Source organism: Spirillospora sp. NBC_01491 (genome assembly GCF_036227065.1).
Classification (GTDB): Bacteria; Actinomycetota; Actinomycetes; order Streptosporangiales; family Streptosporangiaceae; genus Spirillospora; species Spirillospora xylanilytica.
The window spans coordinates 83,059-108,055 of record NZ_CP109432.1; the positions used below are offsets into that span (position 1 = coordinate 83,059).

At 71.1% G+C, this 24,997-nt stretch carries 19 protein-coding genes; 10 read left to right on the plus strand and 9 right to left on the minus strand.

What is annotated here, in order from left to right; translation table 11 throughout:
- Window positions 1-138: 138 nt before the first annotated feature.
- The 6 genes from OHA34_RS00400 to OHA34_RS00425 all read left to right on the plus strand — a co-directional run bounded on the left by OHA34_RS00400 (window position 139) and on the right by OHA34_RS00425 (window position 11,611).
- Window positions 139-2,121, plus strand: a complete 1,983-nt coding sequence (locus OHA34_RS00400) for a CRTAC1 family protein (RefSeq protein ID WP_329520364.1) — start codon at window positions 139-141, stop codon at window positions 2,119-2,121.
- On the plus strand, window positions 2,118-3,104 hold the full coding sequence (locus OHA34_RS00405) for an enediyne biosynthesis protein (protein WP_329520365.1): 987 nt from the start codon (window positions 2,118-2,120) through the stop codon (window positions 3,102-3,104). Before OHA34_RS00400 ends, OHA34_RS00405 begins: the two co-directional genes overlap by 4 nt.
- A gap of 235 nt (window positions 3,105-3,339) precedes the next feature.
- The gene (locus OHA34_RS00410) at window positions 3,340-9,219 is read left to right on the plus strand and encodes a type I polyketide synthase (protein WP_329520366.1); all 5,880 of its coding nucleotides are present in this window, start codon (window positions 3,340-3,342) and stop codon (window positions 9,217-9,219) included.
- Between the two features lie 6 nt (window positions 9,220-9,225).
- Window positions 9,226-9,684, plus strand: a complete 459-nt coding sequence (locus OHA34_RS00415) for an acyl-CoA thioesterase (protein WP_285943980.1) — start codon at window positions 9,226-9,228, stop codon at window positions 9,682-9,684.
- On the plus strand, window positions 9,681-10,217 hold the full coding sequence (locus OHA34_RS00420; RefSeq protein ID WP_285943979.1) for a flavin reductase family protein: 537 nt from the start codon (window positions 9,681-9,683) through the stop codon (window positions 10,215-10,217). The genes OHA34_RS00415 and OHA34_RS00420 overlap by 4 nt, the downstream gene beginning before the upstream one ends.
- Complete coding sequence (locus OHA34_RS00425; RefSeq protein WP_285943978.1) at window positions 10,214-11,611, plus strand: cytochrome P450; 1,398 nt, start codon at window positions 10,214-10,216, stop codon at window positions 11,609-11,611. Before OHA34_RS00420 ends, OHA34_RS00425 begins: the two co-directional genes overlap by 4 nt.
- A gap of 74 nt (window positions 11,612-11,685) precedes the next feature.
- On the opposite strand, the gene OHA34_RS00430 is transcribed toward OHA34_RS00425, so the two are convergent.
- Window positions 11,686-12,426 carry a DUF899 domain-containing protein gene (locus OHA34_RS00430; protein WP_285943977.1) on the minus strand — a complete coding sequence of 247 codons (741 nt, stop codon included), beginning with the start codon at window positions 12,424-12,426 and terminating at the stop codon, window positions 11,686-11,688.
- An 88-nt stretch (window positions 12,427-12,514) separates the two neighbouring features.
- On the opposite strand from OHA34_RS00430, the gene OHA34_RS00435 reads away from it, so the two are divergent.
- A complete protein-coding gene (locus OHA34_RS00435; protein WP_285943976.1) occupies window positions 12,515-12,985 on the plus strand; it encodes a winged helix-turn-helix transcriptional regulator in 471 nt (156 codons plus the stop codon).
- A 93-nt stretch (window positions 12,986-13,078) separates the two neighbouring features.
- Here the strand turns inward: OHA34_RS00435 and OHA34_RS00440 are convergent, their stop codons facing one another.
- The 3 genes from OHA34_RS00440 to OHA34_RS00450 are packed head-to-tail and all read right to left on the minus strand — an operon-like array spanning window position 13,079 to window position 16,712.
- Window positions 13,079-14,263, minus strand: a complete 1,185-nt coding sequence (locus tag OHA34_RS00440; RefSeq protein WP_329520367.1) for an acyl-CoA dehydrogenase family protein — start codon at window positions 14,261-14,263, stop codon at window positions 13,079-13,081.
- 38 nt (window positions 14,264-14,301) lie between these two features.
- Window positions 14,302-15,486: an acyl-CoA dehydrogenase family protein gene (locus OHA34_RS00445; RefSeq protein ID WP_329520368.1), complete on the minus strand. Its 1,185-nt coding sequence runs from the start codon at window positions 15,484-15,486 to the stop codon at window positions 14,302-14,304.
- A 41-nt stretch (window positions 15,487-15,527) separates the two neighbouring features.
- Complete coding sequence (locus OHA34_RS00450; RefSeq protein ID WP_329520369.1) at window positions 15,528-16,712, minus strand: acyl-CoA dehydrogenase family protein; 1,185 nt, start codon at window positions 16,710-16,712, stop codon at window positions 15,528-15,530.
- 380 nt (window positions 16,713-17,092) lie between these two features.
- Between OHA34_RS00450 and OHA34_RS00455 the strand changes: the two genes are divergently transcribed.
- Complete coding sequence (locus OHA34_RS00455; protein ID WP_329520370.1) at window positions 17,093-17,974, plus strand: alpha/beta fold hydrolase; 882 nt, start codon at window positions 17,093-17,095, stop codon at window positions 17,972-17,974.
- Between the two features lie 183 nt (window positions 17,975-18,157).
- Here OHA34_RS00455 and OHA34_RS00460 read toward each other — a convergent pair whose 3' ends face one another.
- The gene (locus OHA34_RS00460; RefSeq protein WP_285943971.1) at window positions 18,158-18,892 is read right to left on the minus strand and encodes an SDR family oxidoreductase; all 735 of its coding nucleotides are present in this window, start codon (window positions 18,890-18,892) and stop codon (window positions 18,158-18,160) included.
- A 123-nt stretch (window positions 18,893-19,015) separates the two neighbouring features.
- Window positions 19,016-20,422, minus strand: coding sequence for an MFS transporter (locus OHA34_RS00465; protein WP_329520371.1), 1,407 nt, complete (start codon window positions 20,420-20,422; stop codon window positions 19,016-19,018).
- A 218-nt stretch (window positions 20,423-20,640) separates the two neighbouring features.
- Between OHA34_RS00465 and OHA34_RS00470 the strand changes: the two genes are divergently transcribed.
- Window positions 20,641-21,132 carry a winged helix-turn-helix transcriptional regulator gene (locus tag OHA34_RS00470; RefSeq protein WP_285943969.1) on the plus strand — a complete coding sequence of 164 codons (492 nt, stop codon included), beginning with the start codon at window positions 20,641-20,643 and terminating at the stop codon, window positions 21,130-21,132.
- A gap of 272 nt (window positions 21,133-21,404) precedes the next feature.
- Here OHA34_RS00470 and OHA34_RS00475 read toward each other — a convergent pair whose 3' ends face one another.
- The 3 genes from OHA34_RS00475 to OHA34_RS00485 all read right to left on the minus strand — a co-directional run bounded on the left by OHA34_RS00475 (window position 21,405) and on the right by OHA34_RS00485 (window position 23,980).
- Window positions 21,405-21,671, minus strand: coding sequence for a transposase (locus tag OHA34_RS00475; protein WP_329520372.1), 267 nt, complete (start codon window positions 21,669-21,671; stop codon window positions 21,405-21,407).
- Window positions 21,672-21,737: 66 nt separating this feature from the next.
- On the minus strand, window positions 21,738-22,544 hold the full coding sequence (locus OHA34_RS00480; protein WP_329520373.1) for an SDR family NAD(P)-dependent oxidoreductase: 807 nt from the start codon (window positions 22,542-22,544) through the stop codon (window positions 21,738-21,740).
- Entirely contained in the window at window positions 22,541-23,980 is a 1,440-nt protein-coding gene (locus tag OHA34_RS00485; protein ID WP_285943966.1) for an MFS transporter, read from the minus strand. The genes OHA34_RS00480 and OHA34_RS00485 overlap by 4 nt, the downstream gene beginning before the upstream one ends.
- A gap of 154 nt (window positions 23,981-24,134) precedes the next feature.
- On the opposite strand from OHA34_RS00485, the gene OHA34_RS00490 reads away from it, so the two are divergent.
- On the plus strand, window positions 24,135-24,695 hold the full coding sequence (locus tag OHA34_RS00490) for a TetR/AcrR family transcriptional regulator (protein WP_285943965.1): 561 nt from the start codon (window positions 24,135-24,137) through the stop codon (window positions 24,693-24,695).
- The last annotated feature ends 302 nt before the right edge of the window (window positions 24,696-24,997 follow it).

The following is a 24,997-nucleotide window of genomic DNA, read 5'->3' on the forward strand; positions in this document are numbered from 1 at the left end:
GCGTTCGGGCGGCGACCGCGGACAACGACGGGAAAACCGCATTCGGAAAGATGCGGACACGGGGCCTCGTATTTCAGCATAGGGATGCTGCATGACCGCCGATACAAGGATCGACCGGACCCCGATGGAGAGAATGAAATGGCATCTCTTTGGGCGCGGAAGCGCAGATTCATCCCCGGCCTGACCGCGCTCGCGCTGATCCTGGCTCTGTACTTTGTCGCGCGGCTCCCGACGGCCTCGGCCGACACACGGGCGGAGCTGGCGTCGCGGTATCGCTTCACCGAGATGCCGATCGCCATGCCGCCCGGGTACAAGCCGACCCAGACCGAGCGGACGGTGAACCCCGCCTTCCGGCACCTGCGGTCGTGGATCTCCGCGGTCGGTGCGGCGGTCGCCATCAACGACCTCCAGGGCAACGGCCGGCCGGACGACATGTGCCTGGTCGACACCCGGACCGACAAGGTGGTCGTGACCTACGCGCCGACGGCACCCGCCGCCGACCGGTTCACGCCCTTCGCCCTCGATCCGGCGCCGCTCCCCGTGCATCCCGCCATGGCCCCGATGGGCTGCGCGCCGGGCGACTTCAACGGCGACGGGCGAATGGACCTCATGGTCTACTACTGGGGCCGCACCCCGATCCTCTTCCTCGCCAAGACCGGGACGCGCGCGCTCGCGCCCGACACCTACGAGCGGGTGGAACTGGTGCCCCAGGGGAGCGCCGACGGCGCCTACCACGGCCCCCGGTGGAACACCAACGCGGTCAACGTCGCGGACTTCGACGGAGACGGCCACGCCGACATCCTGGTCAGCAACTACTTCCCCGACTCCGACGTCCTCGATCCGCACGGCCTGAACAACGTGCAGATGAACGCCTCGATGTCCAACGCCAAGAACGGCGGGGGCTCGCACGTGCTGCGCTGGCAGAACGCCACCGCGGGCCCCCGCCCCACGGCGACGTTCGCCGAGGCTCGAGGCGCGCTGCCGTTCAAGGCGTCCTCCGGCTGGACCCTCGCCGCGTCGAGCGCGGACCTCACCGGTGACGGCGTCCCCGAGCTCTACCTGGCCAACGACTTCGGCAAGGACCATTTGCTCCACAACCGGTCCACGCCGGGCACCATCAGGTTCGGCGAGGTGATCGGGAAGCGGAGCCCCACGACGCCCAAGTCGTTCGTGATCGGCAAGAGCTCGTTCAAGGGCATGGGCGTCGACTTCGGCGACCTGAACAACAGCGGCCGGTTCGACATGTCGGTCAGCAACATCACCACCGCCTGGGGCCTGGAGGAGAGCAACTTCACCTGGATCAACCAGGCCGGGAGCGAGGCCGACATGCAGCGCCGGCTCGCCGCCGGGGAGGCGCCGTACACGCAGAAGGCCCGCGAGATGGGGCTGGCGTTCACCGGCTGGGGCTGGGACGTCAAGATGGGCGACTTCCGCAACAGCGGGAAGCTGGAGATCGTCCAGACCGAGGGCTTCGTCAAGGGGAAGATCAACCGCTGGCCGTGGCTCCAGGAGATGGCCATGACCAACGACAACATCTACACCAACCCCGCGATGTGGCCCAACGTGCAGCCCGGCGACGACATCGCGGGAAGCCAGCCGGTCGCCTTCTACGCCCGGCAGGACGGCGGGCCCTTCGCCAACCTCACCAAGGAACTCGGCCTGGCCGTCCCGATCCCCACGCGGGGCGTGGCGATGGCCGACACCCGGCGCAACGGCGCGCTCGACTTCGCCCTCGCCCGCCAGTGGGGCCCGCCGGCGTTCTACGCCAACAACTCCCCGAACCTGGGCCGCTACCTCGACCTGCACCTCTTCCGGCCGGTGGCCGGGCGTCCGGACGGCAAGGACCTCCGAGGGATCGGGTCGCCCGCCTACGGGGTGACCGTCCGGGCCCGGACCGCCGACGGCCGCACCCACATCTCGCAACTCGACGGGGGCAGCGGCCACAGCGGCAAGCGCAGCTTCGAGGTCCGCTTCGGGCTCGGCCGGACCGGCGGGCCGGTCGAGGTCGAGCTCCAGTGGCGCGACACGCAGGCCCGGCTGCACAAGCAGACCGTCCGGCTGAACGAGGGCGACCACACCCTGCTTCTGGACACCACGGCCAAGGAGGTTCCGAGCCGATGACCACGACCGTCGAGCCGACCGGCGCCGCGCCGGCGCCCACCGCCCCGCCGCCGGCCAAGGCCGTGCGCAAACCCGACGTCCGCTACCTCGCGCTGCGCAACTTCGCGATCTCGATCAGCGTGTTCAACATCATCGGATACACGGTGCTGGGCTTCGAGCAGCCCTGGCTGTGGCCGATCCTGGCGGTCGTCACCGCGTACGCGACCGAGCTGGTCTTCGAGGTGATCAGCGCCAGGGCGGACGGGGTCGCCCCCCGGTTCCGGGGCAACGGCGCACGCGGCCTGTACGAGTTCCTGCTCCCGTCGCACATCACCGCCCTGGCCGTCAACATGCTGCTCTACGCCAACGACATGTGGTGGCCCATCATGTTCGGCGTGGTCGTCGGGGTGGCGCAGAAGCACATCCTGAGGGCCCCGATCAACGGCCGGTGGCGGCACTTCATGAACCCGTCGAACTTCGGCATCACCGTCACGCTGCTGTGCTTCGGATCGTGGGTCAGCATCGCGCCGCCCTACCAGTTCACCGAGTACGCCAACTCGCTCTTCCGCATCCTGATTCCGGTGATCATCATTACCGCCGGCACGGTCATCAACGCCGTGCTCACCGGGCGGGTGATGCTCATCATGGGCTGGATGGGCGGCTTCGCGATCCAGGCCCTGGTCCGGCACTGGATCTGGGACGCGCCGCTGGCGACCGGCCTGGCGGTGATGACCGGGGTGGCGTTCGTGCTGTTCACCAACTACATGATCACCGACCCCGGCACCACGCCGTCCAAGGGCCGGGCCCAGTTCGTCTTCGGCTCCAGCCTCGCGGTGATCTACGCCGTGCTGATGCTCTTCAACATCACCTACACGCTGTTCTACGCCACCACGGCCCTGTGCGCCTTGCGCGGGCTCGGCTGGTGGGTCGCGCACCTGAGGCGGCAGCGGCGCGAGCGCGCGGCCGGCGCGGCGGCGCCGGTGTCGAATCCGTCCACCGCCTGATCGCCTGATCGCCTGACCTCGGCACCGAGAGCGGTCTCCCGCACGTCGCGGGAGCCGCTCTTCGGCATGCCCGCCGCGACTACCGGCGATTTCAATAAATGACACCATTATGAAACGGTGTTATTTGAATTCACCGTTCCGGTGATCGGTCTTCAAGCATTTCAAGAGAAGTCGGATCTGCATCGAGTAGGGCACGCTGGTAAATCATCACGATGCAGAAAGAGGCGATGAGGATATGCCTAGGGTTGCTGTTGTGGGAATGGCGAGCGTCTATCCCGATGCCGATTCACCGGGCCGGCTCTGGGAGAACGCGCTCGCCGGTCGCCGCGCCTTCCGGCGGCTGCCCGACGAGCGTATGCGGCTCGCCGACTACTGGAACGCGGACCCGGCCGCCCCGGACAGCTTCTACTCCAGGAACGCCGCCGTCATCGAGGGCTACACCTTCGACCGGGTCGCCCACCGCATCGCCGGCAGCACCTACCGGTCGACCGACCTCACGCACTGGCTGGCGCTCGACGTCGCCGGCCGGGCCCTGGCCGACGCGGGCTTCCCCGACGCCGAGGGGCTGCGGCGCGAACGCACCGGCGTCGTCGTCGGCAACACCCTCACCGGAGAGTTCACCCGCGCCAACCTGATGCGGCTGCGCTGGCCCTACGTCCGGCGGACGGTCGCGGCGGCGCTCCGCGAGCAGGGCTGGGACGACGCCCGGCTCGGCGGGTTCCTGGACGACCTCGAGGACACCTACAAGAGCCCGTTCCCCGCGCCCGACGAGGACACCCTGGCCGGCGGGCTGTCCAACACGATCGCGGGCCGGATCTGCAACTACTTCGACCTCAACGGTGGCGGCTACGCGGTGGACGGGGCCTGCTCGTCCTCGCTGCTGTCGGTGTCGACCGCGTGCAAGGCGCTGCTCGACGGCGACCTCGACGTCGCGATCGCGGGCGGCGTCGACCTCTCGATCGACCCGTTCGAGATCGTCGGCTTCGCCAAGACCGGCGCCCTCGCCCGGACCGAGATGCGGGTGTACGACCGCAACTCCAACGGCTTCTGGCCCGGCGAGGGCTGCGGCATGGTGGTGCTGATGCGCGAGCCGGACGCCGTCCGGGCGGACCGCCGCGTCTACGCCACCGTCGCCGGGTGGGGCATCTCCTCCGACGGCCGGGGCGGGATCACCCGCCCCGAGGCCGACGGGTACCGGCTCGCCCTGCGGCGCGCCTACGAGCGGGCCGGCTTCGGCATCGACACCGTGCCGCTGTTCGAGGGGCACGGCACGGGCACGGAGGTGGGGGACGGCGTCGAGCTCACCGCCCTCAGCAGGGCCAGGGCGGACGCCGCGGCGACCGCCGGCGCCGCGGCGGCGCCCGCCGTGATCGGCACCGTCAAGGGGATGATCGGCCACACCAAGGCCGCCGCCGGGGTGGCCGGTCTGATCAAGGCGGTGCTGGCGGTGCACCACCGGGTGCTGCCACCGACCGTCGGCTGCGTGGACCCGCATCCGGTGATCGAGCAGAACGGCGAGCTGCTGCGCGTCCTGCGCAAGGCCGAGCCCTGGCCGGACGGAGCGCCGCCGCGGGCGGGGATCACCTCGATGGGCTTCGGCGGCATCAACAGCCATGTGGTGGTCGAGGGCGCCGGGGCGCGGCGGCCCCGCCCGTTCAGCCGCCGGACCCGTGCGCTGGCCGCGTCGGTGCAGGACGCCGAGCTGCTGCTCGTCGACGGCGGCTCGCCGGACGAGCTGCGCGGCCGGCTCGCCGAGCTGGCCGACTGGGTGCCCACCCTGTCGTACGCCCAGCTCGGCGACCTCGCGGCGACGCTGCACCAGCGGCTGCGCGACCTGCCGTACCGGGCCGCCCTGGTCGTCTCCTCGCCCGAGGACGCCGAGCGGGGCCTGCGGCGGCTGCTGGAGACCCTCGACGCCGGCGAGACGGTGCTGGCCGATCCCGAGGGCCGCCGCTTCCTCGGCCACGCGAGCGGCGAGGGGCGGATCGGCTACCTCTTCACCGGACAGGGGTCGGGGAAGGGCCTGAGCGGCGGGGCGCTCCGGCGCCGCTTCGCCGAGGTCGAGGAGGTGTACGAGCGCGCGGCGCTGCCGGCGGCGGGCGACGCCGTCGCGACCGCCGTCGCGCAGCCGCGCATCGCCACCGGCTCGATGGCCGGCCTGCGCGCGCTGTCGCTGCTCGGGCTGGAGGCGGGCGTCGCCGTCGGCCACAGCCTCGGGGAGATCTCCGCGCTGCACTGGGCCGGGGCGATGGACGGGCCGGCGCTGCTCGGCCTGGTCGGCGACCGCGGCCGCACCATGACCGAGCACAGCGAGTCGGGCACGATGGCGGGCCTGGGCGCCCCGCCCGACCAGGTGACCGCGCTGATCCGCGACCTCCCGGTCGTCATCGCCGCCTACAACGGGCCGGCGCAGACCGTCGTGGCGGGACCGGCGGACGCGATCGAGGCCGCCGGCGCCAGAGCGGCCGAGGCCGGTGTGTCCTGGACCCGGCTGGCGGTCTCGCACGCGTTCCACTCGCCGCTGGTCGCGCCCGCCGCGGACGCGTTCGCGGCCGGGCTGGAGAAGAGGGAGTTCGGCCGGATCGGGCGGCGGATCATCTCCACCGTCACCGGTGCGCTCCTGCCGGCCGAGACCGACATCCCCGCCCTGCTGCGCCGCCAGATCACCGATCCGGTGCTGTTCACCCGCGCGGTCGAGCTGGCGGCCAAGGACGTCGACCTGTTCGTGGAGGTCGGGCCGGGTCGGGTGCTCAGCGGGCTGGCGGCCGAGACGACGGGCGTGCCGGCCGTGGCCCTGGACACCGACGACGAGTCGCTGCGCGGGTTGCTGCGCGTCGCGGGCGCCGCGTACGTCATCGGGGCGCCGGTGGACCACGAGGCGCTGTTCCACGACCGGCTGGCCCGGCCGCTGGAGATCGGCGAGACGTTCGCCTTCTTCGCCAGCCCGTGCGAGCAGGCGCCCGCCGTGAGCATCGGGGGACGGGAGGCGGGAGCCCGGCCCACCGGCCCCGAGGCCGCCGGCCCCGCGCCCGCCGGTCCCGAGCTCGCCGGGAGCCCGGCCGGTGAAGGCACCGACGAGAGCACCCTCGGGGCGCTCCGCCGCCTGGTGGCCGAACGCGTCGAGCTCCCCGTCGAGATGGTGTCGGACGACAGCCGGCTGCTCGACGACCTGCACCTGAGCTCGATCACGGTGGGCCAGGTGATGAACCTGGCGGCCCAGGCCCGCGGGGTGACCATCCTCCAGCCGCCGACCAGCTTCGCGACGGCCACCCTGCGGGAGCTGGCCGAGACGCTCGACCAGCTCGCGGAGACCTCGGGGGAGACGGCGCCCGCGCCGGTGGTCGAGGGGGCCGGTGCGTGGGCGAGGCCGTTCGCCGTCGACCTGGTCGAGACGCCGCCGGTGCGCTCTCCCGAACCTCCCCCGCCGGACGGCGCCGGGCCGCGGAACCCGTCCGGGCAGCGGGAGTGGCGGCTGTACGCGCCCGGCGGCAACCCGCTCGCCGAGCCGCTGCGATCCGCCCTCCAGGCCACCGGGACCGGCCCCGGCGTCCTGGTCTGCCTACCCGAGGACTGCGCCGCGGAGCACCTGGCGTCGGCCCTCGAAGGCGTGCAGGCCGCGCTGTCGGGTGAGGCGGGCGACCGCTTCGTGCTCGTCCAGCACGGGCGCGGCGCGGCGGGCCTGGCCAAGACGCTGCGGCTGGAGGCCCCGCACCTCCGCGTCACCATCGCGCATGTCCCGCCCGGCCCGGAGGCCGCCGCCCGGGTCGCCGCCGAGGTGGCCGCGACCGACGACTACGCCGAGGTCCACTACGACGCCGACGGCGTCCGCCGCGTCCCGACCCTGCGCGCCATGCCGGTGCGCGCGGAGCGGACGGCCGCGCCGCTCGACGGCTCGGACGTCCTCCTGGTCACCGGGGGAGGCAAGGGCATCACCGCCGAGTGCGCGCTGGCGCTGGCCGGCGACACCGGCGCCCGGCTGGCGGTGCTCGGCCGCTCCGACCCGCGCGAGGACGCCGAACTGGCCGCGAACCTCGCGCGCATGACCGAGGCCGGGGTGACCGCCCGCTACTACCGCGCCGATGTCTGCGACGCGGCGGGGGTGCGCGCCGCGGTGGCCGCCGCGACCCGCGAGCTGGGGCCGGTCACGGCGGTGCTGCACGGCGCCGGCCGGAATCTGCCGCGCGGGCTGACCGCCCTCGACATGGACGAGGTCCGGGCGACCTTCGCCCCCAAGATCGACGGGCTCCGCACGGTGCTGTCGGCCGTCGGGCCCGAGCGGCTGCGGCTGCTGGTCACGTTCGGGAGCATCATCGGCCGCGCCGGACTGCGCGGCGAGGGGCACTACGCCATGGCCAACGAGTGGCTGGCCGCCCTCACCCGGGAGACGGCGGAGCAGTACCCCGGCTGCCGGGCCCTGTGCCTCGAATGGTCGGTCTGGTCCGGGGTCGGGATGGGGGAGCGGCTCGCCGTCGTCGAGTCGCTCGCCCAGGACGGGATCACCCCCGTCGCCCCCGACCAGGGCGTGCAGATCATGCGCCGGCTGCTCGCCGACCCGGACGCGCCGGAGGTCGTGGTGGTCAGCGGCCGGACCGGGACCATCGACACGGTCCGGCACGACCGGCCCGAACTGCCGCTGATGCGCTTCCTCGGCACCCCGCTCGTCCGCTACCACGGGGTCGAGCTCGTCACCGAGGTGGAGCTGAACGCGGGCACCGACCTGTACCTGGCCGATCACCTGCTGGACGGGAACCTGCTGTTCCCCGCCGTGTTCGGGATGGAGGCGATGGCCCAGGCCGCCGCGGCGGTCACCGGCCGCCCGGGGGCGCCCGTCATCGAGGACGCGGAGTTCGTCCGGCCCATCGTCGTCCCCCCGGAGGGGAGCACGGTGATCCGCGTCGCCGCGGTCGTCACCGACGACGACACCGTCCAGGCGTCGATCCGCAGCGCGGAGACGGGGTTCGCCGCCGAGCACTTCCGCGCCAGGCTGCGGTTCGGTCAGGGCGCGGCTCCGGACGGCCCGCCGGAGCAGACCGGGGCGGGGCTGCCGGCGGTGCCGCTTGACCCGGCCGCGGACCTGTACGGGCCGGTCCTGTTCCAGGGCGGCCGGTTCCAGCGCCTGCGCCGCTACCACCGGGCGGCCTCGCGGCACGTCGACGCCGAGGTCGCGGCCGTCGAGACCGACTGGTTCGCCGGCTACCTGCCGGGCGGGCTGCTGCTGGGCGACCCGGGCGTCCGCGACGCCCTGATGCACGGCAACCAGGTCTGCGTTCCGGACGCCACGCTGCTGCCGACCGGGATCGAGCGGATCCATCCCGGCGGCGCGGGGCTGGGCACCGGCGGGACTCTGCGCTACTGCGCCACCGAGCGTCTCCACGAGGGCGACACCTACGTCTACGACATCGCCGTCAGGAACGGCGCGGGCGAGGTCGTCGAACGGTGGGAGGGGCTCCACCTCCAGGCCGTCCGCAAGGGCGACGGCCGCGGGCCGTGGGCGGCTCCGCTGCTCGGGCCGTTCCTCGAACGGGCCGTGGAGGACATCACCGGGACCCGCGTCGCCCTGGCCGTGGAGCCCGACGAGCAGAGCGCGGGCGCCGGCGCGGGGGCGGGCGACGCGGGCGACACCGGGGAACGCCGGCGCCGCACCGCGGTCGCCGCGCGCCGGGCGCTCGACGCTGGCGCCGGCCTCGACATCCGGTACCGCCCCGACGGCCGCCCGGAGATCGACGGCGATCGGCTGCTCTCGGCCTCGCACGGCGCCGGGGTGACGCTGTGCGCCGTCGCCGGGACGACCGTCGGCTGCGACGTCGAGAGTGCGACCGAGCGGACCGCCGCGGACTGGGCCGGCCTGCTGGGCCGGTACGGGGACCTGGCCGCACTGGTCGCCAAGGAACTCGACGAGGACGCCGCCGTCGCCGGCACGCGGGTGTGGACGGCCATCGAGTGCCTGCGCAAGGCCGGGCTCCCGATGGACGCCCCGCTCGCCCTGGCACCAAGGTCCCGGAGCGGCTGGGCGGTCCTGGCCTCCGGGGACCTGCTCATCGCGACGTTCGCCACGTCGCTCAACGGCCGCGCCGAGCCGGCCGTGTTCGCAATCCTCACTGAAGGGCGGTCGTAGACCACTATGGCGGACTACTTCGAGTACCTCCACACGGTCGGATTCGAGGAGACCAACCTCGTCGGCAACGTCTACTACGTCAACTACCTCCGATGGCAGGGCCGGTGCCGGGAGCTGTTCCTCAAGCAGAAGGCCCCGGCCGTCCTGGCCGACCTCCAGGACGACCTGAAGCTGTTCACGCTCAAGGTCGACTGCGAGTTCTTCGCGGAGATCACCGCGTTCGACGAGCTGTCGGTGCGGATGCGGCTGATCGAGCTGGCGCAGACGCAGCTCGAGTTCGGCTTCGACTACCTCCGGCTGGACCCCGTCGGGCCCGGCACGCTGATCGCCCGCGGACGCCAGCGCGTCGCCTGCATGCGCGGACCGAACACGCGGACCGTCCCGGCACGGGTGCCCGGCGTCCTGGTGGACGCCCTGCGGCCGTACGCCCCGGCGACCCTCGTCGAAGCGGGGAGGCCGGCATGACGGTCCAGCCGCAGCCCGCCCCGGAGATCGCCGACACCAGGTTCCTGCGCCGGGCACTCGGCGCCTTCGCGACCGGCGTCACGGTCGTGACCATCGGCGGCGAGAGCCCGCACGCGATGACCGCCAACGCGTTCAGCTCGGTCTCGCTCGACCCACCGCTCGTGCTCATCTGCGTGGACCACTCCGCGATCATGCATCGCGGGCTCGACACGGCGCGCTGCTTCGGGGTGTCGGTCCTGGCCGAGCACCAGGAGGGGGTCGCCCGGCACTTCGCCGACCGCCGGCGTCCGCTCGGCACCGCCCAGTTCGAGGGCGTCGACTGCGTCCCGGGGCGGCTCACCGGGGTGCCGATGATCGGCGGCGCCCTCGCGGGCTTCGAGTGCGAGGTCTGGCGCCGGCACGACGCCGGCGACCACACGATCTTCCTCGGGCGGCTGCTGTCGGCCGAGCGGAGCGAGGAGGACGAGGGGCTGCTGTTCTTCGACGGCGGCTTCCGGCGGCTCGTCCCGGAGGGGAGCGAGGTGGCGTCGTGACCCTCCCCGACCAGGACGTCCGGCCTCCGCCCGGCCCGCGCGGCGGCGGCACGGGACGGCGCCGCCCGCCCGGCCCTCCCCGGACCGCCATGCCGATCCTGCTCGCCGGGTTGGCCCGGGACCGGCTGGCGGTGATGCGGGACGCCGCGGCGCGCTACGGCGACGCCGTGCGGCTGCCGCTGGGCCCGACGACGCTGTACTTCTTCAACCATCCCGACCACGCCAAGCACGTGCTCGCCGACAACAGCGTCAACTACCGGAAGGGGATCGGGCTCACGCACGCCCGCCGGGCCCTCGGCGACGGGCTGCTGACCAGCGAGGGCGAACTGTGGCGCCGCCAGCGCAAGGCCATCCAGCCGGTGTTCCACGCCAGGCGGATGGCCGGGCAGGCGACGGCCATCGCGGAAGAGGCCGCGGGACTGGTCGAGCGGCTGCGGGCGAAGGCCGGCCAGGGCCCGGTGGACGTCCGCGCCGAGATGACCGGGCTCACCCTCGGTGTGCTGGGCCGCGCCCTGCTGGACGCCGACCTCGGCGCGTTCGGCTCCGTCGGCGAGGCGTTCGAGTCCGTCCAGGACCAGGCGATCTTCGAGATGATGTCGCTCAGCTCGGTGCCGTCCTGGCTCCCGCTGCCGAAGCAGCGGCGCTACCGGCGCGCCCGCGGGTACCTGGACCGCGTCGTCGGCGAGCTGATCACCCAGGCCGGCGCGCACGCGGGCGGCGACGACGTCATGGCGCGGCTCCTCGGGTCGGTCCGCAGCGCGGTCGACGGGCGCGTCATCAAGAGCCGGCTGCGGGACGAGCTGGTCACGCTGCTGCTCGCCGGCCACGAGACCACCGCCAGCACGCTGAGCTGGGCGTTCCACCTGATCGACCGGCACCCCGAGGTCGCCGCGCGGCTCCGTGCGGAGGCCCGGGAGGTGCTGGGCGACCGCCTGCCCGAGTACGCCGACCTGCACCGGCTGACCTACACGGGGAGGGTCATCGAGGAGGTCATGCGGCTCTATCCGCCGGTCTGGATCCTGCCCCGGCTGTCGCTCGGGGAGGACGAGATCGGCGGCTACCACGTGCCCGCCGGGGCCAAGGTCATGATCTGCCCGTACACCCTGCACCGGGACCCCCGGTACTGGGCCGACCCGGACCGGTTCGACCCGGACCGCTTCGACACCGGCAGGCCGGGCGAACGGCCGGCCTACTCCTACATCCCGTTCGGCGCGGGGCCGCGCTTCTGCGTCGGCAAGAACCTGGGCCTGATCGAGGCGGTCTTCGTCCTCGCGCTGGTCAGCAGGGACCTGCGCCTGGCCGCGCTACCGGGCCACCGGGTGCGGCCGGAGGCCATGCTGTCCCTGCGCGTGCGCGGCGGCCTGCCGATGAACGTGCGCCCCGCTTCCGGGTAGCGGGCACGCGCGCACCGCCCTGCCGGCGGATACCGCCGGCAGGGCGGCTGACGTCCGGTCCCGGGTGGCTCCGGTCAGGACGGCAGGCCGGCGTCGTCCTGCGGTGAGGCGGCCGTCCGGCCCTTCGGCTCCTCCCAGTCCTCCTGCCGGCCCAGGGCCGTGAGGTCGAGGAGGTGGAGGCTGGTCATCATGGCCTCAAGGCCCCTGGCGTACGTCGAGTACGTGTGGAAGACCTCGTCGCCGCTGCGCAGGAAGCAGCTGATGCCGGGCTGCTCGCCGACGTAGTCCTTCATCCAGTCGAAGCCCGCCGCGGCCAGCTCGCCGGCGTCCCGGAAGTTGTAGTAGGGGGGCGCGACCGCCGGGTCGAGCGTGACGTGGAAGTCGCGGTTGAAACCGCTGCCGGAGGACGAGTACCAGGGGAACGTCCACCCCTGCGCCTCGCCGACCTTCCGCACCTCCGGGTACGGCGCGCGCGACACGGCGGCGAACGCCGTGTCGAGCCGGCCCAGGTGTGCGAGGACTCCGTCGTTGAGCGACTCGGCCATGCTGGTGCAGCCGCTGCAGAGGGCCTCGTCCGCCGACTCGAGCATGAGGTGCTGGACGATGAGCTGCCGGCGGCCGTCGAACAGGTCGAGCAGCGCGACCTCGCCGCCTGGGCCGGTGAAGGTGTAGTCCTTCTCGATCCGCACCATCGGCAGCCGCCGCCGGTCGGCGTTGAGCGCGTCGCGGGCGCGGGTGAACTCCTTCTCGCGGCGGAGCAGTTCCTTGCGCGCCGCGAGCCACTCGTCGGGTGAGACGACCTGTGGAAGATTCATCTGGTCTCGCTCTCCTCCCTGGCTTGCATGATGCAAGCAGCCTAACATGACCTGCGTCACTACGGTTTTTTCTCGGTAGGATTGGGTTGTGCTGGGTCGTATGTACGAACGCGAGAACTGTTCCGCGGCGCGCGCCCTCGAACTGGTCGGCGAGCGCTGGAGCCTGCTGATCATCCGCAATGCCGTCTTCAGCGGCATGACCCGCTTCTCGGAGTTCGAGCGCCGCCTCGGCATCGCCCCGAACATTCTCGCCAAGCGACTGGACGGCTTCGTGTCCGACGGGCTGATGGAGTCGCGGCCGACCGGTGAGATGGTGGGCGCCAGCGAGTACGTCCTCACTCCGAAGGGCCGCGAGCTCGCACTGGTGATCATGGCGCTGACCGAATGGGGCGACCGGTGGGCCGCGCCGCAGGGACCGCCGGTCCTCTTCGAGCACGACGGGTGCGGCGGCCCGGTGCACCTGTCGGCCACCTGCCGGGAGTGCGGCCGGACGCCCGCCGTGACCGAGATCGTCGCGGTGCCCGGCCCCGGCGCGCCCCAGGCGGCCGAGCCGGCGTAGCGCCGGAGAGCGGCGGGGCCGTGCGCCGCCGCCGCGCACGCCTGCGGCCGGGACCATCGGGCCCCGGCCGCATGAGCCGATCTCCGTGCCGCTCTAGATCAGGTACGTGTTGGGCTCCAGGCCGCACAGCACGCGCCCGTAGAGTTCGAGATTGGTGTTGGGGTGCAGGACCCCGTGGAGACTGATCGTCTGCATGTCCCGTTCGATGCGCTGCATCGGCACGTGGGAGTAGATCGACGATCCGCCGCTGGCGGTGTTCAGGACGTCCACCGACTCCTTGGCCCGCAGCGTGGCCGCGCCCATGTCCATCCGCGCGACGGCCCGCTCCTCCATCGTCCAGGGCTCGCCGGTCCGGGCCTTGGCGTCCAGGCGCCCGGCGGCACGGCGCACGTGGAACTCGGCTTCGTCGAGTTTGACGGCGGCTTCGGCGACCTGGAGGTGGGTGAGGGGTGCTTCGACCTGGAGTTCGTAGTTGGTGTAGGTGATCTTGCGGCCGGGCAGCCGCTCGAAGAACGCCTCCCGCGCCGCCCGCGCCGTGCCGAGCGCGACCGCGCCGGCCAGCGCCGCCGCCGACGGCGAGAACGGGACCCTCCACACCGGGGAGTCGGCGTTCCGCTCCGACAGGTGCTGGTTCTGGAGGATCAGGGGGAGCATCGGCAGGACGCGCGCCTGCGGGACGAAGAGGTTCTCGGCGATGGTCGTCACGCTGCCGGTGCCGCGCATGCCGACGGTGTGCCAGTCGTCGACGATCGTCAGGTCCGCCGCCGGGATCGCGATCACGACCGGCACCGGGTCGCCGCCCTCGACGGCCATCACGGCGGAGTGGGCGAACCACTGGCTGTGCAGGATGCCGGTGCTGAACGGCCACCTGCCGTTGAGGAGATAGCCGCCGTCGGTCGGCACGGCCATCCCGTTCGGGCTGACGCTGTTGCCGATCCGGACATCGGGATCGGCGAAGATCTCGTCCTGGACCTCGTCCGGGAACAGCCCGGCCAGCCAGCAGCCGATCATCCAGGTGTTCATGGTCCACCCGACGGAGACGTCCGCGCGGGCGAGTTCGGCGATCACGTCGCACACGGTGCTCGTATCGGACTCGTAGCCGCCATAGCGCACCGGGACCCGCATCTTCAGCAGACCGGTGTCGCGAAGCCCCTGGAGGACCTCCTTGTGCAGGACGCGGTTCTCCTCCTGCCATCCGGCGTGCTTGCGGATCAGGTCGACCAGTTCCGTCGCGCGGCCGGCGAGTTCGGGCCGCGGCGGCGCCTCGGTGTTCGTCATCTGTGCTCCTCGCTCATCGTGGGTCGACGCCGGGGCGTCTACAGGAAGTCGGTGTTGGGCTCCAGGCCGCACAGCACGCGCCCGTACGTCTCCGCGTTGGTGTCGGGGTGCATGATCCCGTTCAGGTTGATCGCCTGGACGTCCCGCTCGATGCGTTGCATCGGCACGTGGGAGTAGATGGACGATCCGCCGCTGGCGGTGTTGAGGACGTCGACGGACTCCTTGGCGCGCTGGCAGACGGCGCCGGCGTCCATGCGTGCGAGGGCGCGCTCTTGCAGGGTCCAGGTTTCGCCGTTCTGGGCCTTGGTGTCGAGATGCTCGGCTTGGCGGTTCAGGTGGAACTCGGCTTCGTCGAGTTTGACGGCGGCTTCGGCGACCTGGAGGTGGGTGAGGGGTGCTTCGACCTGGAGTTCGTAGCCGGTGTAGGTGATCTTGCGGCCGGGCAGCCGCTCGAAGAACGCCTCCCGGGCGGCCTGGGCCATGCCCAGCGCGGGCGAGGCGCCCACCGTGGCCGCGAACGGCAGGAACGGCGTCCTCCACACCGGGGAGTCGGCGTTCCGCTCCGACAGGTGCTGCCCTTGGAGGAGCACGGGCAGCATCGGCAGGACGCGCGCCTGCGGGACGAAGAGGTTCTCGGCGATGGTCGTCACGCTGCCGGTGGCGCGCAGGCCCGAGGTGTGCCAGTCGTCGACGACCGTCAGCTCCGACATGGGGACCACGACCGCCGCCGGGACGTAGTTGCCGTCGTCGGTGGCCAGCAGCACGGAGTGGACGTCCCACTGGCTCTGCGGCGCTCCGGTGTTGAAGTGCCACTTGCCGTTCAGCGTCACGCCGCCCTCGGTCGGCACGGCCATCCCGTTCGGGCTGACGCTGCCGCAGATCCGCACGTTCGGGTCGGCGAAGACCTCGTCCTGGACCTCGTCCGGGAACAGCCCGACCAGCCAGCAGCCGATCATCCAGGTGCTGACGGTCCACCCCACGGAGCCGTCGCCGCGGCCGAGCTCGGCGACCACGTCGCACACGGTGCGGGTGTCGGACTCGTAGCCGCCGTAGCGTACCGGGATCCGCATCTTCAGCAGACCGGTGTCGGCCAGCCCCTGGAGGACTTCGTCGTGCAGGACGCGGTTCTCGTCCTGCCATCCGGCGTGCTTGCGGATCAGACCGACCAGTTCTGCCGCGCGGCCGACGAGGTCGGGTCGCGGCGGGGCCTCGGTGTTCGTCATTTGTGCTCCTCGCTCAGCGTTGGTTCGAGGTCGGGCGGCGTCTACAGGAAGTCGGTGTTGGGCTCCAGGCCGCACAGCACGCGCCCGTACGTCTCCGCGTTCGTGTTCGGGTGCATGACCCCGTGGAGGTTGATCGCCTGGACGTCCCGCTCGATGCGCTGCATCGGCACGTGGGAGTAGATGGACGATCCGCCGCTGGCGGTGTTGAGGACGTCGACGGACTCCTTGGCGCGCTGGCAGACGGCGCCGGCGTCCATGCGTGCGAGGGCGCGCTCTTGCAGGGTCCAGGTTTCGCCGTTCTGGGCCTTGGTGTCGAGGCGTTCGGCTTGGCGGTTCAGGTGGAACTCGGCTTCGTCGAGTTTGACGGCTGCCTCGGCGACCTGGAGGTGGGTGAGGGGTGCTTCGACCTGGAGTTCGTAGCCGGTGTAGGTGATCTTGCGGCCGGGCAGCCGCTCGAAGAACGCCTCCCGGGCGGCCTGCGCCATGCCCAGCGCGGGCGAGCCGGCCACCGCGACCGCGAACGGCAGGAACGGCATCCGCCAGGCCTGGTAGTCGGCGTTCCGCTCCGACAGGTGCTGGTTGTTGAGGATCACCGGGAGCATCGGCAGGACGCGCGCCCGCGGGACGAAGAGGTTCTCGGCGATGGTCGTCACGCTGCCGGTGGCGCGCAGGCCCGAGGTGTGCCAGTCGTCGACGACCGTCAGCTCCGACATGGGGACCGCGATCGTGGCCGGGGCGATCTGACCGTCGCCCGTCTCCATCAGCGAGGCGTGGACGGCCCACTGGCTCTGCGGGCTGCCGGTGTTGAAGTGCCACTTGCCGTTGAGGACGTAGCCGCCGTCGGTAGGCACGGCCAGCCCGTTCGGGCCGATGGAGCCGCAGATCCGGACCTCCGGGTCGGCGAACATCTCGTCCTGCGCCTCGTCCGGGAACAGCCCGGCCATCCACGCGCCGATCGTCCACGTGCTCATGGTCCAGCCGACGGAGCCGTCGCCGCGGCCGAGCTCGGCGACCACGTCGCACACGGTGCGCGCGTCCGGCACGCTGCCCCCGAAGTGCGCCGGAACCGTCATCCTCAGCAGACCGGAGTCCACGAGCCCGCGGAGGACCTCCTCGTGCAGGGTCCGGTTCTCCTCCTGCCATGGGGCGTGCTTGCGGATCAGGTCGACCAGCTCCGTCGCCCGGCCGACGAGGTCGGGCCGCGGCGGCGCCTCGATGATCGTCATCTGTGCTCCTCGGTGAGATCGCAGGGACAGTGAAAATGGATGGGACTTCCGCGCTGGCGGCGGTTCGGACAAAGGCGTTCGACTGGACCGCCCCGCCGTTCTCGTGGGCGCCCGCCTCACCAGTCGTGCCAACCTTGACATGGGCCGGAGTCGAGCACATCTCCCAAATTGCTCGGGTCTGTATTTGATTCACGTCTACCCGGTGAATGGTCGGGGGACTCCGGGGCCCACGGTGCGGTGCACGGAACGCGGCCTGGTGGATCGAGCATCCTGAAAGAACGGCCGAATCCGCCTTGTGGATATGGTGCAATTGCCCTGTAACCCCGCGAGAGAGGGAGTTCGGCATGCCGGTCGAGCCTGAACCATTGGAAGGTCCAGCGGTGTTCGACCCGTCTTTCCTGCACGGGACCGTCCCGATCGACGACGGCTTCCTGCACTACGTCATCGGGGGCACGGGCCCGGCCCTGGTGATGATGCACGGCTGGCCGGAGACCTGGTGGGAGTTCCGCAAGGTCATGCCCGAGCTGGCCCGGACCCACACGGTGATCGCCTTTGACATGCCGGGCATGGGGGACTCCTCGGTCCAGGCGGACGGGTACGACACCAAGACCCAGGCCGCGCGGATGCACCTCGCGCTCAACCGGCTCGGCTTCGGCGAGGTCAAGCTGCTGGCGCACGACCAGGGCGCGGTGACGGGCTACGTCTGGGCCCGGGACCACCCGGGGGAGGTGACCCGCCTGGCCGTGCTCGACTCGGTGCTGAACGGGTTCGGCCTGGAGGACCTGTACGGCAAGGACTTCCATTTCCTGCTGAACATGGAGCCCCATCCGGTCCCCGAGGAGATCATCACCGACGCGAGCGTCGCCATGTTCCACGGCAACGTCTTCCGGAAGTTCGCCCGGCACCCCGAGCGGATCGACATCCAGCACTACATCGACGCGTACATGGACCCGGCCCGCCGCAGCGCCGGATACAAGATCTACCGCTCGTGGGCGGCGAACGCCGAGGACATCCGGGCGAACGCCGAGTCCAAGCGGCTGAGCCAGCCGGTGCTGGCGATCGGGGGCGAGCACATGCTGGCCCTGGACGTCGCGAAGTCGTTCCGGCACGTGGCGGGCAACGTGCGCGGCGTGGTGGTCCCCGACGCCGGCCACTGGCCCCAGGAGGAGAACCCGCAGTTCGTGATCGACTGCGCGAAGCTCTTCTTCGGCCCGGCCGGGGTTCCCGCGCCGTCGCCGGCACTCGCGAACTGCGTCGCGTAGCGCCGCCGAAGGCGGACCGGGCCTCCCGGCGTTCACCGCCGGGAGGCCCGCACGCCCGGTCCGGGGCGGCGGAGGCCCGCCTGCCCCGCGCCGCCAGGCGAGGTGCAGCGGGCCTCCTCGCCCAAGCCAGGTCGGCGTCCGAGCCGCCAGGCGAGGACGCCGGGCCGGGCTTTCAAACACGGGCTAGACCTGGGCCATGCCGCCGTCCACGAACAGCTCGGTGCCGGTGACGAAGGCGGAGTCACCGGACGCGAGGAACAGCGCGGCGGTCGCGACCTCGGTGTCGGCACCGAAGCGCCCGCTCGGCAGCATGCCGATGAGGCGCTCTCTGAACTCCGGCGGGACGCCCTCGGTCGCCGGGGTGTCGATCGGGCCCGGACTGAGCAGGTTGACCCGGATGCGGCGGTCCTTCAGGTCCGCGGTCCAGGTGCGCGCGAACGACCGCAGTGCGGCCTTGCTGGCGCTGTAGACCAGGCTGCCGGGGAAGCCCTTCACCGCGGTGGCCGAGCCGGTGAGGATGATTGAGGCGCCGTCCGCCATCAGCGGCAGCAGCTTCTGCGCGGTGAACAGGGTGCCGCGCACGTTCACGTCGAAGACGCTGTCGAAGGAGTGCTCGGTGACCGTGCCGAGCGGCTCGCCATGGACGCTGACGCCGGCGTTGGCGAACAGGACGTCGACCCGGCCCTTCTCCGCGGCCACGGCCTCGACCAGGCGGTCCAGATCGTCCAGGTCGGCGACGTCGCCCCGCACCCCGGTGACGTTCCGGCCGATCGCGGCGACGGCCTCGTCCAGCCTGTCCTTGCGCCGGCCGGTGACGAAGACATGGGCGCCCTCCCGGACGAAGAGCCCGGCGGTCGCCAGCGCCATCCCGGAGGTGCCTCCGGTGATCACCGCGACCTTTCCGTTGAGCTTCGACATAACCTGCCTTCCTGCTTGGGAGCTGGAGCAAGTCCATCCCAGAAAGAAGGGGCATGTCTTCTCTGCACGTGCGAAGTCCGGCGGACCGCAGGCGTCCGCCGGACCGCCCGGCCCGGGGCCTACCTATCCTGCGCTCGCCTCGAGCGTGTCGCGCGCGCCCGCGTCGCCGGCGGCGGGCTGGATCCGGGGGCGCAGCCCGATCCAGATGAGCACCGTGGCGACCACGGTGATCAGGACGTTGACGCCGAGTGCCAGGTGGAGGCCGTCGAGCATGACCGCCTGGGTCGTCATGACCGCGGACAGGATCGGGACGCCGATGGTGATGCCGACCTGCTGGGTCAGCGTGGCGAGGCCGGTGGCCAGCCCCTGCTCGGAGTCGGGCAGGCCCGTGGTCGCGGTCACCATGAAGGACACGATCGCCGTCACGTGCGCGAAGAACCCGAAGAACAGCGCGGGGATCAGCACCGAGAGCCACACCTGGCCGGTGCCGAGCGCGATCAGCGGGGCGGTGAAGGCGGCCTGCCCGAGCAGCCCCACGGCCAGCACCTTGCGCGGGCCGTACTTGGCGATGAAGCGGCCGGCGACCACGCCCGCGACGACCGAGGCCAGGCCGGGCACCCCGAAGATCAGCCCGGTGGTCAGCGGCGCGAAGTGCAGCACGTCCTGGAGGTACAGCGTCATCAGGAAGATGGCTCCGGGCTCCATCGCGAACACCACCAGGCCGGCGACGTTGCCCCATTTGATGGTGGGCCTGGTCAGGATGTCCACCGCGGCGAGCGGCGCCCGCGCCCGCCGTTCGATCATCCAGAAGATCACCAGCAGCGCCACCCCGCCGAGCAGGGAGTACACGTTCTCGTTGATGACGCCGAAGACGAACGCCAGCAGGCCGAGGGTCACCGTGACCGCGCCCGGCACGTCCAGCCTGACGCCCGCCGGGGCGCTGCTCGCGCGCACCAGGAACGGCGTGGCCACCAGGATGAGCACGGCCACCGGCACGTTGATCAGGAACGCCCAGCGCCAGCTCAGCACGCCCACGAGGGTGCCGCCGACCAGCGCGCCGACGGTGAACCCGCCCGACAGCAGCGCGCCGTTGAGCCCGAGTACCCGGGCCCGCTGCTTCTCGTCGCTGAACGAGGTGACCAGCAGTGCCAGGGCCGCCGGCGTGGCGATCGCGGTGGCGAAGCCCTGGAGCACGCGGGCGGTCAGCAGCATCGTGGGGTTCGTCGCCATCGCGCCGACGAGGGACGACAGGGCCAGGAGTGTGACGCCGATGAGGAACAGTCGGCGCCGGCCGTACATGTCGGCGATCCGCCCGAACAGCAGCGTGAACCCGGCGGCCGGCAGCGCGAACGCCGAGACCACCCACGGCAGCTCGGACGGCGCGAGGCCGACGCCGGCGCCCAGCCGGGGCAGCGCGACGTTCAGGATCGAGTAGTCGACGGAGAGCATGAACCCCGCGCCGAGCAGCAGGATTACGGTCATCCGTTGTCGGCCGGTGAATCGTGCCGGTGCGTCCGTGGTCGTCGTCATGACGCCGTGGTCCCTCCTACAGAGGTTCTGCCCGTTTGATGATCTTTATCGACGTTTCGTGCCCGGGAAGGCGCCGCCGGTGTGGAAGGTCCGGCTCCCGGAACGGCGTTCGAATGGTTCCGTCCCGCGCGAAAGGGGCCGCGATGTGGCGCACACTCACTTGCGTCACGCTAGTATAATCCCTTGCATCATACAAGGTGGTGTGTCAGCATTGATTCATGCTGGGACGCCTTTATTCAGGTCAGGCCTGTTCTGTGGCGCGGACGCTGGAGATCGTTGGCGAACGGTGGAGCCTATTGATCATTCGGAATTCGATGTTCTCCGGAATGACTCGCTTCATGGATTTTCAGCGCAATTTGGGTATCGCGTCGAACATCCTGGCCAAGAGGCTGGGCGAGTTCGTCGAGGCCGGGATCTTCGAGCTGCGGCCCGATGCCGACGGCGGGCGCGCCGAGTACGTGCTGACCCGCAAAGGCCGGGACCTGCAACCGGTCATCGTCGCGCTCACAGAATGGGGCGACAGCTGGGCGCCGCCGGAGGACCGGTCGGTCTTCTACGAGCACGTGGGCTGCGGTGGGCGGGTCATGTTGAAGATGGAATGCGAACGGTGCGGCGAAACGCGGCCGGCCGCGGACGCCGAGGTGCGGCGCGGGCGCCGGCTCCCCGACCCGCGCCGCACCCGGGCCGGCACCGAGGACCGCCCCGCCTGACGCGCCGAAGCGCGCGAAGCGCGGGACGCTCCGCGACGTGTGCGGGCGGAAGGACGCCGATGGCCGACCGGCCGGGCGCGGTGCGGCTCAGAGCCCGGCGTCGCGGCCGATGATCTCCTTCATGATCTCGTTGGAGCCGGCCCAGATGCACTGCCCGTAGATCACTTGCTCTCCGGACCTGAGGGGCCCGCGTCTTCCGGACAGCTGGCTGATGGGTGATCTGCGGGCAGATCTACGCTGCTTGCTGCCGGTTCAGGTACTCGGTGTACACCTCAAGAGGGGTCCGATACCTGTTCGCGGAATGAAGCCTGCGTCGATTGTGGAAGCCCTCGATGTACTGCATTCTTCTCGCCGCCGGTGCTTCCCGTCGACGCGTCGCCGCCGTGCCGTCTGCGGTAGTCCCTGACCCGGTTACCCGAGGCGGTGTCGTGGATACCGACCTCACCGGCCACATGGGCGATGGGGTGCGGGCCGTCCAGGACCATGCGGACGATCTCGTCCTTGTGCTCCTGGATGAAATGCCGCCTCTGTCGTGCCAACGACCTTCCCTTTCGGTTCTCCCCCATTTTAGTTGGGGACCTGTCCGAAAGGTCCGGTTCACCTCTCTAGCCTCCTTCGCCCAGGAGCCTTTTGGTGATGTACTCCAATCGTGTCGCGTCGCCCCGGTCGAAGGACGGGCCGGTCAGGCTGAGCCGCCGGCCTTCGAAGAATGCGCTCAGTGGTTCGTCCGGCGGGCCGTCGATGATGTCGACGATCGGGGCGATGCCCACCGCGACCGGCAGTCCACCGGCCTTCATCCGCTCGACTTGGGCCGCCGTCTTCGGATCGAACTCTCCCGCGAGGTTGCCCGCCACATTGCCGGGGAACACGAGCGCATAGCGGATCCGGCTGCCGGAGTGAGCGTCGGCGTAGGAGACGCCGAGCAGGTCGTTGAGCTTGCCGCCCTGGAGCAGGGCCTCGAAACCGTCGTAACCGCGTTTCAGTTCGAGGTCGTCCCAGTGGATCCGCCCGACGGGCACGCCCGGCCCAGCGACGTTCACGATGACCGGCCCTGGGGCCTTGTCCAGCAGGCCGGCGAGGCCGTGCCCGAGCAGATAGCGGCTGAGGTAGTACAGGGCGAACTGGTGCTCGAAGCCGTCTGAGGTCTCGCGGCGGTGCGAACGGAAGAAACGGGTACACAGGACGAGCGCGTCAATGAAGGAGAACCGGGTCGCGATCTCCCTGATGACCCGCTTGTTCTCGCCGATCAGGCTGAGGTCGGCCAGAAGAAACTCTCCGCCGTCCTTGACGAACCTCTCCCCGTTGGCCGGGTCGTGGCCGATGGCCAGGACGTTGTCGCCGCGCTCGATATAGGTACGGGCGAGTGCCTTCCCCAGACCGGCGGTGCCGCCCGGGATGACGATGTTCTTCATGCTCTCTCTCCCTGTGACCGTGACTTGAGGGTGAAGGTGAGCCCGGCTGCGAGAACCAGGGCCGCTGTGATGACGTACATGGCGACCGATATCGCGGAGCCGTAGCCGCCGTCGTCCGCGGCCGCGAAGAAGACGGTGCCCACGCCGGCGACGCCCAGCGTGGCGCCGAACTGCTGGCCGGTGCTCCAGATGCCCGAGGCGGAACCGGCGTGCTCGACGGGGACGGCCGCGAGGAACATCGTGGTGAGCGGTGGCATGATCAGGACCGTCCCGACGCCGAGCAGGAACAGGCCGGGCACCAGGGCCCAACCGGTCGTGTCGGCCGAACCGGACTCGGCGGCGACCAGCACGGCGGCACTGCCCGCCGCGCCCGCGAGGGAGCCGACCAGGATCACGCGGTAGCCGAAGCGGTGGGTGAGACGGCCGACGAATGAGGTCAGGAGCAGGGCTCCGGCGATGAGCGCGATGGAGACCAGCCCCGCGTCGAGGGCCGAATAACCCAGACCGCTCTGCATCCACACCAGGGTCACCAGATTGAAGCCGCTGAAAGCCGCGAAGGCGACCAGTTCGACGGCCAGCGCGGCGGTGACGACCCGCTTGCGGAACAACTCCATGGGCAGTAGTGCGCCCGCCCTGCGCTCCGGACGACGATTCTCGATGACGGCCAGTCCGGCCACGGCCACGATGCCCGCGATCAGGCAGATCCAGATCCAGGCCGACCAGCCGAAGGTGCGGCCCTCCAGGAGCGGGAACACGATGGCGACCAGCCCGGCGGTGAGCACTCCGGCGGCGAGCCACCGGGGGCGCACTCCGCCGGCGACCCGGCTCTCGGGCACCAGCCATGCACCCAGGGCGACCAGCACGACGGCGACCGGCACGGTGACCATAAAGATCATGTGCCAGCCCAGCCCGCCGAGATCCGCGGTGATCAGCACGCCGCCGAGCGCCAGCCCACCCGCCTGGGCGACCCCGGAGACCAGGCCGAACATGCTGAAGACCGTGCCCCGCTCGCGTCCGCTGAACATGCTGTAGAGGATGCTCATCACCTGCGGGGCGATCGCGGCGGCGGCCAGCCCTTGAGCCGCGCGCGAGATGATCAGCATCTCCACGTTGTTCGCGAGGCCGGACCACAGGCCGGTCACGGCGAAGGCGGCCACCGCGCACAGGAAGACCCGCTTGCGGCCCAGGAGATCGCCGACCCGGGCGAATGTGATCAGCGCCGCGGCGAAGGCGAGCAGGTAGGCGGCCGAGATCCACTCCAGGTCGGTGGGATCGGCTCGCAGATCTTGCTGGATGGCGGGCAGCGCGACGTTCACGATCGTGACGTTCAGCAGGTCCAGCATGAAGGCGATGATCAGTACGACCATCGCCGCCCACCGGCGTGGGTACGGCACGTCGGTGCCGGGCCTGTCGGATAGCGCGGTCTTGGTGTCCATTCAGCAAGGCCTTTCCCGAACCGTTGTTGGTGGACCGATCGGTCCCATGATGGCGGACCGATCGGTCCACGCTCTGAGTGCATCGTTCTTGCTTGAGTGCCGCCCTGTCAACAGGGATGATCCAACGGACCGATCGGTCTGCTACCGTGTCAGCATGGCCCGAAGGCCCTCACCTCTGACGCGCGAACGCATCCTGGACGCTGCGACCGACCTGTTCGATCGATACGGCGTGCACGCCGTGGGCATGCAGCGGATCATCGACGAGGCGGCCTGCGGAAAGAACCTGCTCTACCGCGAGTTCAGCAGCAAGGACGAGCTGGTGGTGGCCTACCTGCAGCGGGGCAGCACCCACTGGAACGCCACGCTCGCCCGCGCGCTCGCCGCCGCTGCGACGCCGGAAGAGCAGCTCGTCGAGCTGGTGCGCGTCGTGGGTGACAGTGTGCCCGGGACCCGGGGCTGCGGCCTGCGCAACACCCTCGCCGAGTACCCCGACCGCGACCATCCCGCACATCGGTTCGTCATCGAGCACCTCGAGATGGTCCGCAACCAGCTCCGCGACCTGGCCACGCGTACCTCCACGGCCGACCCGGACCAGCTGGTCGACCGGATCCTGCTGATCATCAACGGCCTCTACTCCCCAGACTGCGGCATTGCCGAGGAGCGCAGAGTCGCGACGGCGGCAGTACGTCTGGCCAAAGAGGTCGTGTCGTCCTGACCAGCTACAAGGTCGTCTGCGAGGCTTCGCGCCCATCGGCGAGACGACTCCGGCCGGGTCGTCCACGCTTCTCTGTGCGGTGCATCTCGCTCTGCACTTGCAGCCGCACGCCGATACGGGTGGAACTTTCCTCGGCCGGGTGTGAGCGGTCCCCCCTTCGGGTGGAGGGAGAGCCGACCGCTCCGGATCAGCTACGGGCCGGCTGCGAGTAGCTGGCCGGCTCCGTCTCGGTTCATGTCTTGGCTGCGAGCGGTGGCCGGTACTCGGAGTGCCGCTGGCATCGTCTCGAAGCCGTCAGGCAC